Source organism: Pseudomonas sp. NPDC089741 (assembly GCF_044748825.1).
GTDB classification, from domain to species: domain Bacteria; phylum Pseudomonadota; class Gammaproteobacteria; order Pseudomonadales; family Pseudomonadaceae; genus Aquipseudomonas; species Aquipseudomonas helmanticensis.
Map to the genome: position 1 here is coordinate 495 of NZ_JBIVGT010000023.1, position 13768 is coordinate 14262.

The following is a 13768-nucleotide window of genomic DNA, read 5'->3' on the forward strand; positions in this document are numbered from 1 at the left end:
GGCGGGGGTCGCCCCGGGGCACGGCTGTGCCGAGCCGCTGGCAGGGCCTTCTGGCGGGCCGCAGTGGCCTTGGTCTGATCGAACACCCCGACCTTTCTGCCTATTCCACCCGCTTTGGCGGCTCGGTAAAGGGCTTCAATGTCGAGGAATACCTATCGGTCAAGGAAGCGCGCAAGCTCGACCTGTTCATTCAGTACGGTCTCGCTGCCGGCTTTCAGGCCGTGCGCAATTCCGGCCTGGAAGTCACCGACGCCAACCGTGAACGCATTGGCGTGGCCATGGGTTCGGGCATTGGTGGTCTGACCAACATCGAAGAAACCAGCCGTACCCTGCATGAGACGGGCCCGCGTCGAATCTCGCCATTCTTCGTGCCAGGCTCGATCATCAATATGATTTCCGGTTTCCTGTCGATCCATCTGGGCGCACAGGGACCTAACTACGCCATCGCCACCGCATGTACCACCGGTACGCACTGCATCGGCATGGCGGCGCGCAACATCATGTACGACGAAGCCGACGTGATGATTGCCGGCGGTGCCGAAATGGCCGCGTGCGGTCTCGGCATGGGTGGCTTCGGCGCATCCCGTGCGCTGTCGACGCGCAACGACGAACCGACCCGCGCCAGCCGTCCATGGGACAAGGGCCGTGACGGCTTCGTACTGTCTGACGGCGCCGGTGCACTGGTTCTCGAAGAGCTGGAACACGCCAAGGCGCGCGGTGCGACCATCTACGCCGAGCTGATCGGCTTTGGCACCAGTGGCGATGCCTTCCACATGACGTCGCCACCCGCCGACGGCGCCGGTGCCGCACGCTGCATCACCAATGCGCTGCGCGATGCGAAAATCAACGTCGATCAGGTGCAGTACATCAACGCCCACGGTACTTCGACTCCGGCCGGCGACCTTGCCGAAGCCAACGCGATCAAGTCGGTGTTCGGTGAGCACGCCTACAAACTGGCCGTCAGCTCGACCAAGTCGATGACCGGTCACTTGCTGGGTGCGGCAGGCGCGGTCGAAGCGATCTTCAGTGTGCTGGCGATCAACAGCCAGGTCGCACCGCCGACCATCAACCTCGACGAGCCGGACGAAGGCTGCGATCTCGATTTTGTGCCGCACACTGCGCGCAACATGGACATCGACGTCGTGCTGTCCAACTCCTTCGGGTTTGGCGGCACTAACGGCACCCTGGCATTCCGCCGGTTTGCAGGCTGATGGACAGCTGGGTCGACGGTCAACCGGCTGACAGTCTGTCGCTGAAAGATCGTGGCCTGGCTTACGGCGATGGTCTGTTCGAGACCATCGCTGTGCATGACGGCCAGCCCGTTCTGCTCGATCGACACCTGGTGCGACTGGCCGATGGCTGCTTGCGTCTGGCCATCGCCGCCGATATCCAACTGGTTCGCCAAGAACTGCTGAGCTACGCCGCAGCGATGGGTGAGGGCGTGCTCAAGCTGATCCTCACCCGTGGCGACGGTTTGCGCGGTTATGCACCCGATCCGGCGGCGCCGGGCCGACGCATTCTGCAAGGCAATCCTGCGGCGGCTTATCCCGGTGTAAACGCGGAGCAAGGCATTCGCCTGTTTCCGTGCAGCACGCGGTTGTCTCATCAGCCATTGCTCGCCGGACTCAAACACCTCAATCGACTGGAACAGGTTCTCGCCCGTGCCGAATGGCAGGACAGCGAGCACGCCGAAGGCTTGATGCTCGATCAGGCCGGTCGAGTCATCGAAGGTGTCTTCAGCAATCTGTTTCTGCTGCGTGACGGTGTGTTGCTCACGCCGGACTTGAAGCGTTGCGGCGTGGCCGGGGTGATGCGCGCCGAAATATTGTTTCAGGCCGAGTCATTGGCTATCCCCACGCAAATCGCCGACATCAGCCTCGAACAGCTGCAATGGGCCGATGAAGTATTTGTCTGCAACAGCGTTTATGGCGTCTGGCCGGTACGTGCCTACGCTGCACTGAGCTGGCCGGTTGGCCCGCTCACCCGTAAACTGCAAACCATTGCCCGCGCCCTACTGGATGCCTGATTCGTGAGACGTAAACTTTTGCTGCTGCTGGAAACCGGACTGGTTCTGGCAGGGCTGCTGTTGGGCGCCAGCGCCTGGAAGATTCACTCCGCGCTGGAACAGCCCCTGAACATCACGCAGGAAGAACTGCTGGATGTGCCGAAAGGTTCGACACCGACCCGTACTTTCCTCGAACTCGAAACCGATGGCGTCATCAAGGACGCTTTCTGGCTTCGGGTCTACTGGCGCTTCAACCTCGCCGGCACGCCGATCCACAGCGGTGAATACCGCATGCAGCCGGGCATGACCGTCAACGGTCTGATCGACTTGTGGAAGCGTGGCGATGTAGTTCAGTACAGCCTGACATTGGTCGAAGGCTGGAATTTCCATCAAGTGCGCGCGGCGTTGGCCAAAGACGAAAAACTCACGCAGACCCTCAATGGTTTGAGTGACACCGATGTCATGGCCAAGATTGGCCATAAGGGCCTGTTTCCTGAAGGGCGTTTCTTCCCCGATACCTACCGTTTCGTGCGTGGCATGTCCGACGCCGAGCTGCTGAAGAAAGCCTTCGAACGTCTCGACGAAGTGTTGGCTAATGAGTGGGAAAAACGTTCGGCCGATGCGCCGTACAAGGAACCCTATCAGGCGCTGATCATGGCCTCGCTGGTCGAAAAGGAAACCGGTGTGCCACAGGAGCGCGGGCAAATCGCTGGCGTCTTCGTGCGACGCATGGCTCTTGGCATGCAGTTGCAGACCGATCCGACCGTTATCTATGGCCTGGGTGATCGCTACACCGGCAAGTTGACTCGCGCGCATTTGAAGGAGCCGACGGCGTATAACACATACGTGATTCCTGGCCTGCCGCCGACGCCGATCGCGATGGTCGGCCGTGAAGCGATTCACGCAGCGCTGAACCCGGTGGAAGGCACGAGCCTGTACTTCGTCGCGCGTGGCGATGGCAGCCATGTGTTCTCTGATGATCTGGATGCGCACAACAGTGCGGTGCGTGAATTCCAGCTCAAACGACGGGCGGATTACCGTTCCAGTCCGGCCCCGGCAGCAGCGCCCGAAGCGGCACCGGCTGCCGAGGAAGCGATTCCTGCGGCCTCTCCGGATACTGCGCCTGAAGCGTTGCCGCAGGTTCCGCCGCAGGAGCCCGCGCCGACTCCGGAACCGGCAGCCGCCGCTCCACAAAACGCGCAATGACTTTGATTAAGGACTGCCTGTGACTGGCTTGTTTATTACTCTGGAAGGCCCGGAAGGCGCCGGCAAAAGCACCAACCGCGAATACCTCGCCGAGCGCCTGCGCGCCGCCGGTATCGAGGTGGTGCTGACCCGTGAGCCGGGCGGTACGCCGCTGGCCGAGCGAATTCGCGAGGTGCTGTTGGCACCGGCTGACGAAGTCATGACCCCGGATGCCGAGTTGCTGTTGGTATTCGCCGCACGCGCGCAGCATCTGGCCGAAGTGATCCGCCCGGCGCTGGCGCGTGGCGCGGTGGTGCTGTGCGATCGTTTTACCGATTCGACTTACGCCTATCAGGGCGGTGGCCGCGGTTTGTCGCTGGAGCGTATCGCGGCGCTGGAGACCTTTGTCCAGGGCGATCTGCGACCTGACCTGACGCTGATTTTCGATCTGCCGGTGGAAATCGGCCTGGCGCGTGCCAGTGCCCGTGGCCGTCTGGATCGCTTCGAGCTGGAAGGCCGGGCGTTTTTCGAAGCCGTGCGCAATGCGTTCCTCAAGCGCGCCGAAGCCGATCCCGCGCGCTATGTGCGCATCGACGCCGGTCAGCCGTTGGTCAAGGTTCAACAATCGCTGGATACCTTGTTGCCGAACTTGCTGGAGCTGGCCCGTGGCTGAGGCCTATCCGTGGCAAGACAGTCTCTGGCAGCAACTGGCCGGGCGTAAACAGCACGCCCATGCCTATTTGCTACATGGCCCTGCCGGGATCGGCAAGCGTGCGCTGGCCGAGCGTCTGATGGCCAGCCTGTTGTGCCAGCGGCCGACACCGCAAGCCTGCGGCGAGTGCAAATCCTGCCTGCTGCTCAGGGCCGGCAGTCATCCGGATAACTACATCCTCGAACCTGAAGAAGCCGACAAGGCGATCAAGGTCGATCAGGTGCGTGATCTGGTCAGTTTCGTCGTGCAGACAGCGCAGCTAGGCGGGCGCAAAGTGGTGCTGATCGAGCCGGTCGAGGCGATGAACATCAACGCCGCCAACGCCTTGCTCAAAAGCCTTGAAGAGCCTTCTGGCAATACCGTTTTGTTGCTGGTCAGTCACCAGACCAGTCGTTTGTTGCCGACGATCAAGAGCCGCTGTGTGCAACAGGCCTGTCCGTTACCGGGTGAGGCGATGAGCCTGCAATGGCTGGCTCAGGCCCTGCCGGAGTGTTCCGCAGATGAGCGTGTCGAGTTACTGACGCTGGCCGCCGGTTCGCCATTGATGGCGGTCAGTCTGCAATCCCAAGGCGTGCGCGAACAGCGCGCGCAAGTGGTCGAAGGCGTGAAAAAGCTGCTCAAGCAGCAGCAATCGCCGACGCAATTGGCCGAAGAATGGAAAAGCATTCCAATGCTGCGCCTGTTCGATTGGTTCTGTGACTGGTCGAGCCTGATCCTGCGTTATCAATTGACTCAGGACGAGGCAGGCCTGGGTCTGACCGACATGCGCAAGGTCGTGCAGTATCTGGCGCAGAAAAGCGCGCAGGGCAAAGTCCTCGACATTCAGGACTGGATTCTCGCCCAGCGGCAGAAGGTCATGAGCAAGGCCAACCTCAATCCGGCGTTGCTGCTGGAAGCGTTGTTGGTGCAATGGGCGAGTTTGCCTGGCCAAAGATGACAATGTGTACCTAGACTCTGAACATCAGCAGTGGAGGTCAGCATGAATGAACCTGTCAGTCCCGGGCCGCGCAACGGCATTTTGTCCCTGGCCATCAAGGACAAGTCGGTGCTCTACGCCGCTTACATGCCGTTCATCAAGAACGGCGGTCTGTTCATCCCGACCAACAAGAGCTACAAGTTGGGCGATGAGGTGTTCATGCTGCTCAATCTGATGGACGAGGCGGAGAAGATTCCGGTCGCCGGCAAAGTCACCTGGATCACTCCGAAAGGTGCGCAAGGCAACCGCGCCGCCGGTGTCGGCGTGCAGTTCAACGATGGCGACAACACCGCGCGCAGTCGCATCGAAACCCATCTGGCCGGAGCGCTGAAGTCCGACCGTCCCACTCATACGATGTAAGTAGCCGTCTTTTTTATGCTCGTAGATTCCCATTGTCACCTTGATCGTCTCGACCTCGCCGCCCATGACGGCTCGCTGGATGCCGCACTCGATGCCGCTCGGCAGCGCGGAGTAGGGCACTTTCTGTGCATCGGCGTGAGTGCCGACAACGCCGCCGACGTCAAAGCCCTGGCTGAACGTTATGACGACGTCGATTGCTCGGTGGGTGTGCATCCGCTGGATGTGCAGCCGGGCGCAGCGCCAGCGCTGGATTGGCTGTTGCACGAACTTGATCATCCGAAAGTGGTGGCGATCGGTGAAACCGGTCTCGACTATCACTACGAACCCGAAGCTGCCGAATTGCAGCAGGCGTCGTTTCGTCTGCACTTGCAAGCGGCGCAGCAGACTGGCAAACCGGTGATCATCCACACCCGCGGCGCGCGTACTGACACTCTTGAGTTGCTGCGTGAGGCGGCGTTGCCTCAGGCCGGTGTGCTGCATTGCTTCACGGAAGACTGGGACATGGCCAAAGCCGCGTTGGACATGGGTTATTACATCTCCCTGTCGGGTATCGTCACGTTCCGCAATGCCGATGCGTTGCGCGATGTTGCGAGCAAGGTACCGGCTGATCGCCTGCTGGTGGAAACCGACTCGCCGTATCTGGCGCCGATCCCTTATCGCGGCAAGCCGAACCTGCCGCAGTATGTGCGCGAGGTGGCGGAATTCCTGGCGATGCTGCGTGGTGAAAACTACGAGCGCTTTGCCGAGCGGACCACCGAAAACTTCAAACGCCTGTTCCCGCTGGCCTCCGTTAAATCTGCCGTGTAGGAGCTGCCGAAGGCTGCGATCTTTTGTTCTTAAAAAAGCCAGATCAAAAGATCGCAGCCTGCGGCAGCTCCTACAGGGGCGAGCTGCGTGAGAAGTCAAATCGCAGGCAAAAAAAACCCGGGTTCTGGGGGGTGAATCCGGGTTAAGACCATTAGGAGTAAAACAAAGGCACGCGGTCCCTTGGTACCTTTATCGGCGCGACACTTGGGGGAGATGTCGCCCGACAGTTCAAGTATTGATCAGTCTGGCGTGCAGTCCAGTGAGCCGGTCGGGGTTTTTAAACAAATTTGGAATACGTTCGCTTCAGTTGAGTTCTCATTGCGCCCAAAACGTTCTCAAAACGAACAAGAAACACAGATATGGTCGGATGATCCGTGCATTTTTGCGCAAGTTAGGCATAATACGCGGCTTCGAATTTTGATCCTTCAGACCTTTTCTTATGCACAAAGAACCTCGTAAGGTCCGTGAGTTTCGTCGCCGCGAGCAAGAAATTCTCGATACCGCGCTCAAGCTGTTCCTCGACCAAGGTGAAGACAGTGTCACCGTCGAGATGATTGCTGATGCCGTGGGTATCGGCAAAGGCACGATCTACAAGCACTTCAAATCCAAGGCCGAGATCTATCTGCGCCTGATGCTCGACTACGAGCGCGATTTGAACGAGCTGCTGCATTCGGCGGATGTCGACAAGGACAAGGAAGCGCTGTCCCGCGCCTACTTCGAATTCCGCATGCGCGATCCGCAACGCTATCGCCTGTTCGACCGCCTCGAAGAGAAGGTGGTCAAGGGCAATCAGGTGCCGGAGATGGTCGAGGAGCTGCACAAGATCCGTGCCTCGAACTTTGAACGCCTGACCTTGTTGATCAAGGGCCGCATCAGCGAAGGCAAGCTTGAAGACGTGCCGCCGTATTTCCATTACTGCGCATCCTGGGCGCTGGTGCACGGCGCTGTTGCGCTGTATCACTCGCCGTTCTGGAGCAATGTGCTGGAAGATCAGGAAGGTTTCTTCCAGTTCCTGATGGACATCGGCGTGCGCATGGGCAACAAGCGCAAGCGTGACCCGGAAACCCCAAGCAGCTGAGCCATTCAGTTGCCTTATTGCGCCATGATTTCGCTACATGACGCAGTACCGCAGGAATATACTCAGGCATAGGGCTTGCTAAAACTTGATTTGTGAGTCAAGTTTTAGCGGCTCGAAATTCTATCGCCGGAGTGATCATGATCGTTGACCGTCAAGGCAGGCGTTTTCGCAATTTGCGCATCAGCCTGACCTCAGCCTGCAATTACGCGTGTACCTACTGCGTGCCCAACGGCAAGCGGCTGGTGGCTGCGCAGGATGAATTGTCGGCCGAAGCCATGGCGCGTGGCGTGGCGTACCTGATTGAAGCTGCCGGTATCGAACGGCTGCGCATCACTGGCGGTGAACCGCTGGTCAGTCCCAAGCTCGAATCGTTCATGACCGCTGTCGGCATGATGGGCCTGGAAGACATCAGCCTGACCACCAACGGTCAGCTCCTTGCGAAAAAACTCCCGCTGCTGGTGGATGCCGGTCTGCGCCGCATCAACGTGTCCCTCGATACCCTCGACGCCAGCGCGTTCCGCAGCATCGCTCGCGGCGGCGATCTGGCCACTGTGCTCGATGGCATGGATCAGGCGGCAGCGGCGGGGATGAAGATCAAGGTCAACATGGTGCCGTTGCGCGGGCAGAACCTCGATCAGGTAATGCCGTTGCTCGATTACTGCCTGGAGCGCGGATTCGAACTGCGCTTTATCGAGTTGATGCGCATGGGCCACCTGGCCAAGGACAACAATGCGTTCCTGCAACAGTTCGTCAGTCTCCAGCAGTTGCTGGCGCTTATTGGCGAGCGTTATGAGTATGCGCAAACCGACGCGCCCGTTGACGCCACCGCCGTGCGCTATGCGATTCCCGGCCTGGGCAATTTCGGGGTGATCGCCAACGAGAGCGTGCCGTTTTGCCGGACGTGCTCGCGGTTGCGTTTGTCGTCGACCGGTTGGCTGCACGGTTGCCTGTCATCGAGCAACCGCCATTACGTCGGCGATCTGCTCGACAAACCGCGCCATCAGGCGTTGCCGGCGCTCCAGCGCTTGCTGGTCAAGGCGTTGGGGGACAAGCAGGAAGTGGCGTTTTCCGGCGGCGCCACAGTAATGAAGATCATCGGCGGCTGAACCGTACTTTGTGGCGAGGGAGCTTGCTCCCGCTGGGTTGCGCAGCGACCCCAAAAAACCTTTTCCAGCCCTGTCAGCACGACTGCATGCACCGGATTCACGACGGCTGCGCCGCCGAACGGGAGCAAGCTCCCTCGCCACAAAAGCTTCATTTCAAATTCGATACCTGCACATTTCTACGAGCTGGCGCAAAAGCTGCATCCAACGGCCATTCGCCGGTTTTCCGTCACCGGCCTCTGGAGGAATAGGATGCGTAGCCTGGTTTTGCTGCTGGCCGTTTTGGCGCTTGGCGGCTGTATGACTGTCAGTGATATGGCCGAGGGCACTCGCTACCAGATGAGCGATGCAGGGTTGCTGGACCATAGCGACAGCCGTCGCGTGAACAACTTCCGTATTCAGCCGGACTCGTTCATCTACATCGCCCAAGGCGCGTTCGCCCCGCCGGGCGGTTCTTACCCGCGTCCCAACGTAGTGGCCGAAGAAGCCTTCAAGGGTTTCGTCGAATACTTCCCGATGGTTCGCCGCGCCCGTGCGCCGGAAGGCCTCGATCAGGCGATGGGCGAAGCCCGCGATGCCGGTGCGCACTATCTGCTGTACACCCGTTTCGCCAAAGCTGACGACCGTATCGGCAACTCCGATGAGTGGCTCGATCAGGAGGCGGTTGATCGTCTCGGTATCGACGGCGGGGTGATTCAGATCATGTTGATCGAGACCAGCACCCAGTATTTGATTGATACTGCACGGATCAAGAGTCGTGGCGGTTTACTGACGTTCCACGACAGCAAACCCGAAGACCTGATCGGCCCGCCGCTGGCGCAATACGCGCGCAGTCTGCTGGGGATCGGCGACCAGTAATTTCAAGGAGTACGCCATGAGTGGCCCGCAAAAAGCCAATGACCTGTTGGGACAGATCCCGAAAACCAAAGGCTTGCCGCCAGTGCACTTGTGGAACCCGGACTTCTGCGGCGACATCGACATGCGCATCGCCCGCGACGGCACCTGGTATTACCTGGGCACGCCGATCGGGCGCAAGCCGATGGTCAAGTTGTTCTCGACGATCATGCGCCGCGATGGCGATGACTATTTCCTGATCACACCGGTCGAGAAGGTTGGAATCAAGGTTGACGATGCGCCGTTTGTGGCGGTTGCCGTCGAGGTCGAAGGCGAGGGGGAGACGCAGTTGTTGCGCTTTACCACCAACGTTGAAGAAACCGCCGAAGCCGGGCCTGAGCATCCGATCCGCGTCGAGATCGATCCGGCGACACAAGAGCCTGCGCCCTACGTGCATGTGCGCAGCAACCTTGAAGCGCTGATTCACCGCAATGTCTTCTACCAACTGGTGGAGCTGGCGGTCAGTCGTGAAATTGATGGCCAGCGCTGGTTGGGCGTGTGGAGCGGCGGCGAGTTCTTCCGCATCGGCCTCGAACCTTAAAAGATCGCAGCCTTCGGCAGCTCCTACATGGCGTATACCGGTAGGAGCTGCCGAAGGCTGCGATCTTTTTTGTCGTTGACACCCAATCATATGATGATTAGCTTGATCACCCATCGCGTTCCGCTTTGAGGTGTTCATGTCCAGCAGCTTTCATGCATCCACGGTCGACTGGCTCGGCAGCTGGATCGCCGCCGGCCAGGTCAAACCGGGGCAGACCATCAAGGTCGAAGCCGACCTCGGTGAACAACTCGGGGTGAGCCGCACCGTCATCCGTGAAGCGATCAAAACCCTCGTTGCCAAAGGCATGCTCGAAGTCGGGCCGAAAGTCGGCACCCGCGTGCTGCCGGTGCGGCGCTGGAACCTGTTCGATCCGCAAGTCGTCGGTTGGCTGTCGCGCAACGGTTTGCCGGAGAACTTCGTCGATGACTTGCTCGACCTGCGTCGCACCATCGAGCCGATGGCCGTGCGCTGGGCCTGTGAGCGGGCAACCCTCGAACAGATCGAAGCGGTGCAACTGGCTTACAACGCCCTTGAGCGCGCCGTCGACAGCGGCATCGATTACAACCGCGCGGATCAGGCCTTCCACGAATGCATTCTCGCCGCGAGCCACAATCAATTCATCGAACAAATGGTGCCGGCCCTCGGCGCATTGCTCGCGGTGTCGTTCGAAGTCTCTGCCGCCGACCCGGATGAACTGCGCCGCACGTTGCCGATCCACAAAGACATGGCCGACGCCATCGTCGCCCGCGATTCCGCGCGCGGCGTGTGGGCGTGCATGACCCTGATCGACAACGCAGACCTGGCGATCAAACGTTTCTACCCGAAAGTCATGGCCGACAAAAAAGCCAGCTGAACACACAGATCTCTGTAGGAGTGAGCCTGCTCGCGATAGCGTCGTATCAGGCAAAGTCGCTTCGACTGACCCACCGCGATCGCGAGCAGGCTCACTCCTACAGTAAAAACAAGAACAATGGAGACAGTGATATGACGTGGACCGCCCTGACCCAACACCGCGCCCAACTCGGTGAAGGCCCGTTCTGGGACGCGCCGACCCAGGCGCTGTACTGGGTTGATATCGCCGGCAAGCAGGCCCTGCGCCTGATCGGCCAGAACGTGCAGATCTGGCAGATGCCCGAGCACGTTTCCGCGTTCATCCCCTGCGCCGGCGGCGATGCACTGGTGACCCTGAGCAGCGGCGTCTACCGCCTCGACCTCGACTCTCCCGGCCTCGAACCGCGCCTGACGTTGTTCTGCGTCGCCGACCCGCAACCCGGCAACCGTCCTAACGAAGCGCGTTGCGATGGCCAAGGTTGCCTGTGGCTCGGCACCATGCAAAACAACATTGGCGAAAACGGCGAGGATCTGCCGATCACTCGCCGCTCTGGGGGCCTGTTCCGGGTTGATCCGGACAAGCGCGTCACGCCATTACTGCGCGGCCTGGGCATCCCTAACACGCTGTTGTGGAGCGACGACGGCACCACGCTGCTGTTCGGCGACAGCCTCGACAGCACGCTGCACCGTTATTTCATTCACACCGATGGCAATCTCGATGCTGCACAAGTCTGGTACGGCCCCGATCAGCAGGGTGGTCCGGACGGTTCGGCGATGGACGCCGAGGGCTATATCTGGAATGCGCGCTGGGATGGCAGTTGCCTGCTACGGCTGACGCCTGACGGTAAGGTCGATCGCAAAATCGACCTGCCGATCAGTCGCCCGACCAGTTGTGTTTTCGGCGGTGAGGACTTGAAAACCCTGTACATCACCAGCGCCAAGAGTCCGCATGAGCATCCGCTCGACGGTGCAGTGCTGTCGATGCGCGTCGATGTGCCAGGAAAGCTCTGCACACGCTTTGCCGGATAATCCCAAAATATGGGATGCAAAATTATATATTGAGATTATTTGGCGGTCGGGTTTATAGTCGGCTCCAGCAGTAACACGCACTCACACTTAAAAAGAACAAAACAGGTGAAGTGATGCAGCGAATCTCTATCGCACTCCCGTGTGGAGTCCGCGTCTCGCAACAGCCCCAGGCTGTCGGTCGCGCCTGCCTGTTTTGTTTCAAACGCCTGCCAGACCGGACATCGTCAGATGCCCGGTTTTTTTGTGCCTGCGAAACAGGAGTCCAGATCCATGGCTGAACCTCTTTCCCTGCCGCCGGTGCCCGCACCGCCGAAGGGCGAGCGTCTGAAAAACAAGGTGGTATTGCTGACCGGCGCTGCGCAAGGCATCGGTGAAGCGATCGTTGCTGCGTTCGCCTCGCAGCAAGCGAAATTGGTGATCAGCGATATCCAGGCCGAAAAGGTTGAACAGGTTGCCGCGCATTGGCGCGGGCAGGGCTTTGATGTGCAGGCGCTGAAGGCGGATGTCTCGCGTCAGCACGATCTGCACGCCATGGCCAAACGCGCCGTCGAGTTGCACGGGCGCATCGACGTGCTGGTCAACTGCGCCGGGGTCAACGTATTCCGTGATCCGTTGCAAATGACTGATGAAGACTGGCATCGCTGTTTTGCCATCGACCTCGATGGCGCCTGGTTTGGCTGCAAAGCGGTGCTGCCGCAGATGATCGAGCAGGGCGTTGGCAGCATCATCAACATCGCTTCGACCCATTCCAGCCACATTATCCCCGGCTGCTTTCCGTACCCGGTGGCCAAGCACGGTTTGCTCGGCCTGACCCGCGCGCTCGGGATTGAGTACGCCGCCAAGGGCATTCGCGTCAACGCCATCGCGCCGGGCTATATCGAAACGCAACTGAACGTCGACTACTGGAACGGCTTCGCCGACCCGCACGCTGAGCGCCAGCGCGCCTTCGATCTGCACCCGCCGAAGCGTATCGGCCAGCCGCTCGAAGTGGCGATGACTGCGGTGTTTCTGGCCAGCGACGAAGCACCGTTCATCAACGCGTCATGCATCACCATCGATGGTGGTCGCTCGGTGATGTACCACGACTGAGCGCAGCGGCTTTCATGCGGATCAATCCGCTTGAAATCCAATCATCATACGATATGACTATTTTCAACAGGCTTCGCAGGAACACGCTTTAACGCTTTTCAAACATTGCTCAAAAAAAATAACAAGGAGTCAGCTTATGAAACGTCGTTTCGGGATTCGTACCCTGTGCACTACCGCCCTGGCGGTCACTGCATTCAGCCTGAGCAGTTCGCTGCTCGCTGCCGACACCGTGAAGATCGGTTTTCTGGTCAAACAGGCGGAAGAACCGTGGTTCCAGACCGAGTGGGCCTTCGCCGAGAAAGCCGCCAAGGACAAGGGCTTCGAACTGATCAAGATCGCCGTGCCGGATGGCGAGAAAACCCTCTCGGCCATCGACAGCCTCGCCGCCAACGGCGCCAAGGGTTTCGTGATCTGCCCGCCGGACGTGTCGCTCGGCCCGGCAATCATGGCCAAAGCCAAACTCAATGACCTGAAAGTGATTGCCGTCGACGACCGTTTCGTCGACGCCAACGGCAAGTTCATGGAAGACGTGCCGTACCTCGGCATGGCTGCGTTCGAAGTTGGCCAGAAGCAGGGCAACGCGATGGTTGCCGAAGCGAAGAAGCGTAACTGGGACTGGAAAGACACTTACGCTGTGGTCAACACCTACAACGAACTCGACACCGGCAAGAAGCGCACCGACGGCTCGGTGAAATCCCTTGAAGACGCCGGCCTGCCGAAAGACCACATCCTCTTCGCTGCGCTGAAAACCCTCGACGTACCGGGCAGCATGGACGCCACCAACTCGGCACTGGTGAAACTGCCGAGCGCGGCGAAAAACCTGATCATCGGCGGCATGAACGACAACACCGTACTCGGCGGCGTACGCGCCACCGAAGCCGCCGGTTTTGCTGCGGCCAATGTGATCGGCATCGGCATCAACGGCACCGACGCCATCGGCGAACTGAAAAAGCCTAACAGCGGCTTCTTCGGCTCGATGCTGCCAAGCCCGCACATCGAGGGCTACAACACCGCGAGCATGATGTTCGAGTGGGTCACCACCGGCAAAGAACCGCCGAAGTACACCGCAATGGACGACGTCACCCTGATCACCCGCGAGAACTTCAAGCAAGAGCTGGAAAAAATCGGCTTGTGGAACTGATGCAGCGACGGCCCGGG

15 protein-coding genes are annotated in these 13768 nt (G+C 59.8%); all 15 read left to right on the forward strand.

What is annotated here, in order from left to right; genetic code table 11:
* Nucleotides 1-1211: beta-ketoacyl-ACP synthase II (fabF, locus tag ACIPZE_RS19890; protein WP_400774783.1), on the forward strand; the 1211-nt coding region annotated here is incomplete at its 5' end.
* Nucleotides 1211-2026 carry an aminodeoxychorismate lyase gene (gene pabC, locus ACIPZE_RS19895; RefSeq protein ID WP_400774785.1) on the forward strand — a complete coding sequence of 272 codons (816 nt, stop codon included), beginning with the start codon at nt 1211-1213 and terminating at the stop codon, nt 2024-2026. The genes fabF and pabC, both read left to right, overlap by 1 nt.
* Before the next feature lie 3 nt (nt 2027-2029).
* A complete protein-coding gene (mltG, locus tag ACIPZE_RS19900) occupies nt 2030-3211 on the forward strand; it encodes an endolytic transglycosylase MltG (protein ID WP_283439094.1) in 1182 nt (393 codons plus the stop codon).
* A 19-nt stretch (nt 3212-3230) separates the two neighbouring features.
* The gene (gene tmk, locus ACIPZE_RS19905; RefSeq protein WP_400774787.1) at nt 3231-3863 is read left to right on the forward strand and encodes a dTMP kinase; all 633 of its coding nucleotides are present in this window, start codon (nt 3231-3233) and stop codon (nt 3861-3863) included.
* The gene (locus tag ACIPZE_RS19910; protein WP_283438989.1) at nt 3856-4839 is read left to right on the forward strand and encodes a DNA polymerase III subunit delta'; all 984 of its coding nucleotides are present in this window, start codon (nt 3856-3858) and stop codon (nt 4837-4839) included. Before tmk ends, ACIPZE_RS19910 begins: the two co-directional genes overlap by 8 nt.
* A gap of 42 nt (nt 4840-4881) precedes the next feature.
* Nucleotides 4882-5238, forward strand: a complete 357-nt coding sequence (locus ACIPZE_RS19915) for a PilZ domain-containing protein (RefSeq protein ID WP_129395020.1) — start codon at nt 4882-4884, stop codon at nt 5236-5238.
* Between the two features lie 15 nt (nt 5239-5253).
* Nucleotides 5254-6045 carry a TatD family hydrolase gene (locus tag ACIPZE_RS19920; RefSeq protein WP_400774790.1) on the forward strand — a complete coding sequence of 264 codons (792 nt, stop codon included), beginning with the start codon at nt 5254-5256 and terminating at the stop codon, nt 6043-6045.
* 439 nt (nt 6046-6484) lie between these two features.
* The gene (locus ACIPZE_RS19925) at nt 6485-7123 is read left to right on the forward strand and encodes a TetR/AcrR family transcriptional regulator (RefSeq protein WP_007908276.1); all 639 of its coding nucleotides are present in this window, start codon (nt 6485-6487) and stop codon (nt 7121-7123) included.
* Nucleotides 7124-7260: 137 nt separating this feature from the next.
* Nucleotides 7261-8229: a GTP 3',8-cyclase MoaA gene (locus tag ACIPZE_RS19930; RefSeq protein ID WP_400774792.1), complete on the forward strand. Its 969-nt coding sequence runs from the start codon at nt 7261-7263 to the stop codon at nt 8227-8229.
* A gap of 249 nt (nt 8230-8478) precedes the next feature.
* Nucleotides 8479-9084 carry a DUF4823 domain-containing protein gene (locus tag ACIPZE_RS19935; RefSeq protein ID WP_129395017.1) on the forward strand — a complete coding sequence of 202 codons (606 nt, stop codon included), beginning with the start codon at nt 8479-8481 and terminating at the stop codon, nt 9082-9084.
* 16 nt (nt 9085-9100) lie between these two features.
* Nucleotides 9101-9661, forward strand: coding sequence for a DUF1285 domain-containing protein (locus tag ACIPZE_RS19940; protein ID WP_283438986.1), 561 nt, complete (start codon nt 9101-9103; stop codon nt 9659-9661).
* 136 nt (nt 9662-9797) lie between these two features.
* Nucleotides 9798-10514: a FadR/GntR family transcriptional regulator gene (locus tag ACIPZE_RS19945; RefSeq protein ID WP_283438985.1), complete on the forward strand. Its 717-nt coding sequence runs from the start codon at nt 9798-9800 to the stop codon at nt 10512-10514.
* A 131-nt stretch (nt 10515-10645) separates the two neighbouring features.
* On the forward strand, nt 10646-11521 hold the full coding sequence (locus tag ACIPZE_RS19950) for an SMP-30/gluconolactonase/LRE family protein (protein ID WP_283438984.1): 876 nt from the start codon (nt 10646-10648) through the stop codon (nt 11519-11521).
* Between the two features lie 270 nt (nt 11522-11791).
* Nucleotides 11792-12610: an SDR family oxidoreductase gene (locus ACIPZE_RS19955; protein WP_283438983.1), complete on the forward strand. Its 819-nt coding sequence runs from the start codon at nt 11792-11794 to the stop codon at nt 12608-12610.
* A gap of 136 nt (nt 12611-12746) precedes the next feature.
* On the forward strand, nt 12747-13751 hold the full coding sequence (locus ACIPZE_RS19960; protein ID WP_283438982.1) for a substrate-binding domain-containing protein: 1005 nt from the start codon (nt 12747-12749) through the stop codon (nt 13749-13751).
* The last annotated feature ends 17 nt before the right edge of the window (nt 13752-13768 follow it).

Excerpts from the sequence above, each read along its gene's own strand:
- pabC (WP_400774785.1), top strand. The coding sequence starts at position 1,211 with ATGGACAGCTGGGTCGACGGTCAACCGGCTGACAGTCTGTCGCTGAAA.
- ACIPZE_RS19915 (WP_129395020.1), top strand. The coding sequence starts at position 4,882 with ATGAATGAACCTGTCAGTCCCGGGCCGCGCAACGGCATTTTGTCCCTG.
- ACIPZE_RS19920 (WP_400774790.1), top strand. The coding sequence starts at position 5,254 with ATGCTCGTAGATTCCCATTGTCACCTTGATCGTCTCGACCTCGCCGCC.
- ACIPZE_RS19925 (WP_007908276.1), top strand. The coding sequence starts at position 6,485 with ATGCACAAAGAACCTCGTAAGGTCCGTGAGTTTCGTCGCCGCGAGCAA.
- ACIPZE_RS19930 (WP_400774792.1), top strand. The coding sequence starts at position 7,261 with ATGATCGTTGACCGTCAAGGCAGGCGTTTTCGCAATTTGCGCATCAGC.
- ACIPZE_RS19935 (WP_129395017.1), top strand. The coding sequence starts at position 8,479 with ATGCGTAGCCTGGTTTTGCTGCTGGCCGTTTTGGCGCTTGGCGGCTGT.
- ACIPZE_RS19940 (WP_283438986.1), top strand. The coding sequence starts at position 9,101 with ATGAGTGGCCCGCAAAAAGCCAATGACCTGTTGGGACAGATCCCGAAA.
- ACIPZE_RS19945 (WP_283438985.1), top strand. The coding sequence starts at position 9,798 with ATGTCCAGCAGCTTTCATGCATCCACGGTCGACTGGCTCGGCAGCTGG.
- ACIPZE_RS19950 (WP_283438984.1), top strand. The coding sequence starts at position 10,646 with ATGACGTGGACCGCCCTGACCCAACACCGCGCCCAACTCGGTGAAGGC.
- ACIPZE_RS19955 (WP_283438983.1), top strand. The coding sequence starts at position 11,792 with ATGGCTGAACCTCTTTCCCTGCCGCCGGTGCCCGCACCGCCGAAGGGC.
- ACIPZE_RS19960 (WP_283438982.1), top strand. The coding sequence starts at position 12,747 with ATGAAACGTCGTTTCGGGATTCGTACCCTGTGCACTACCGCCCTGGCG.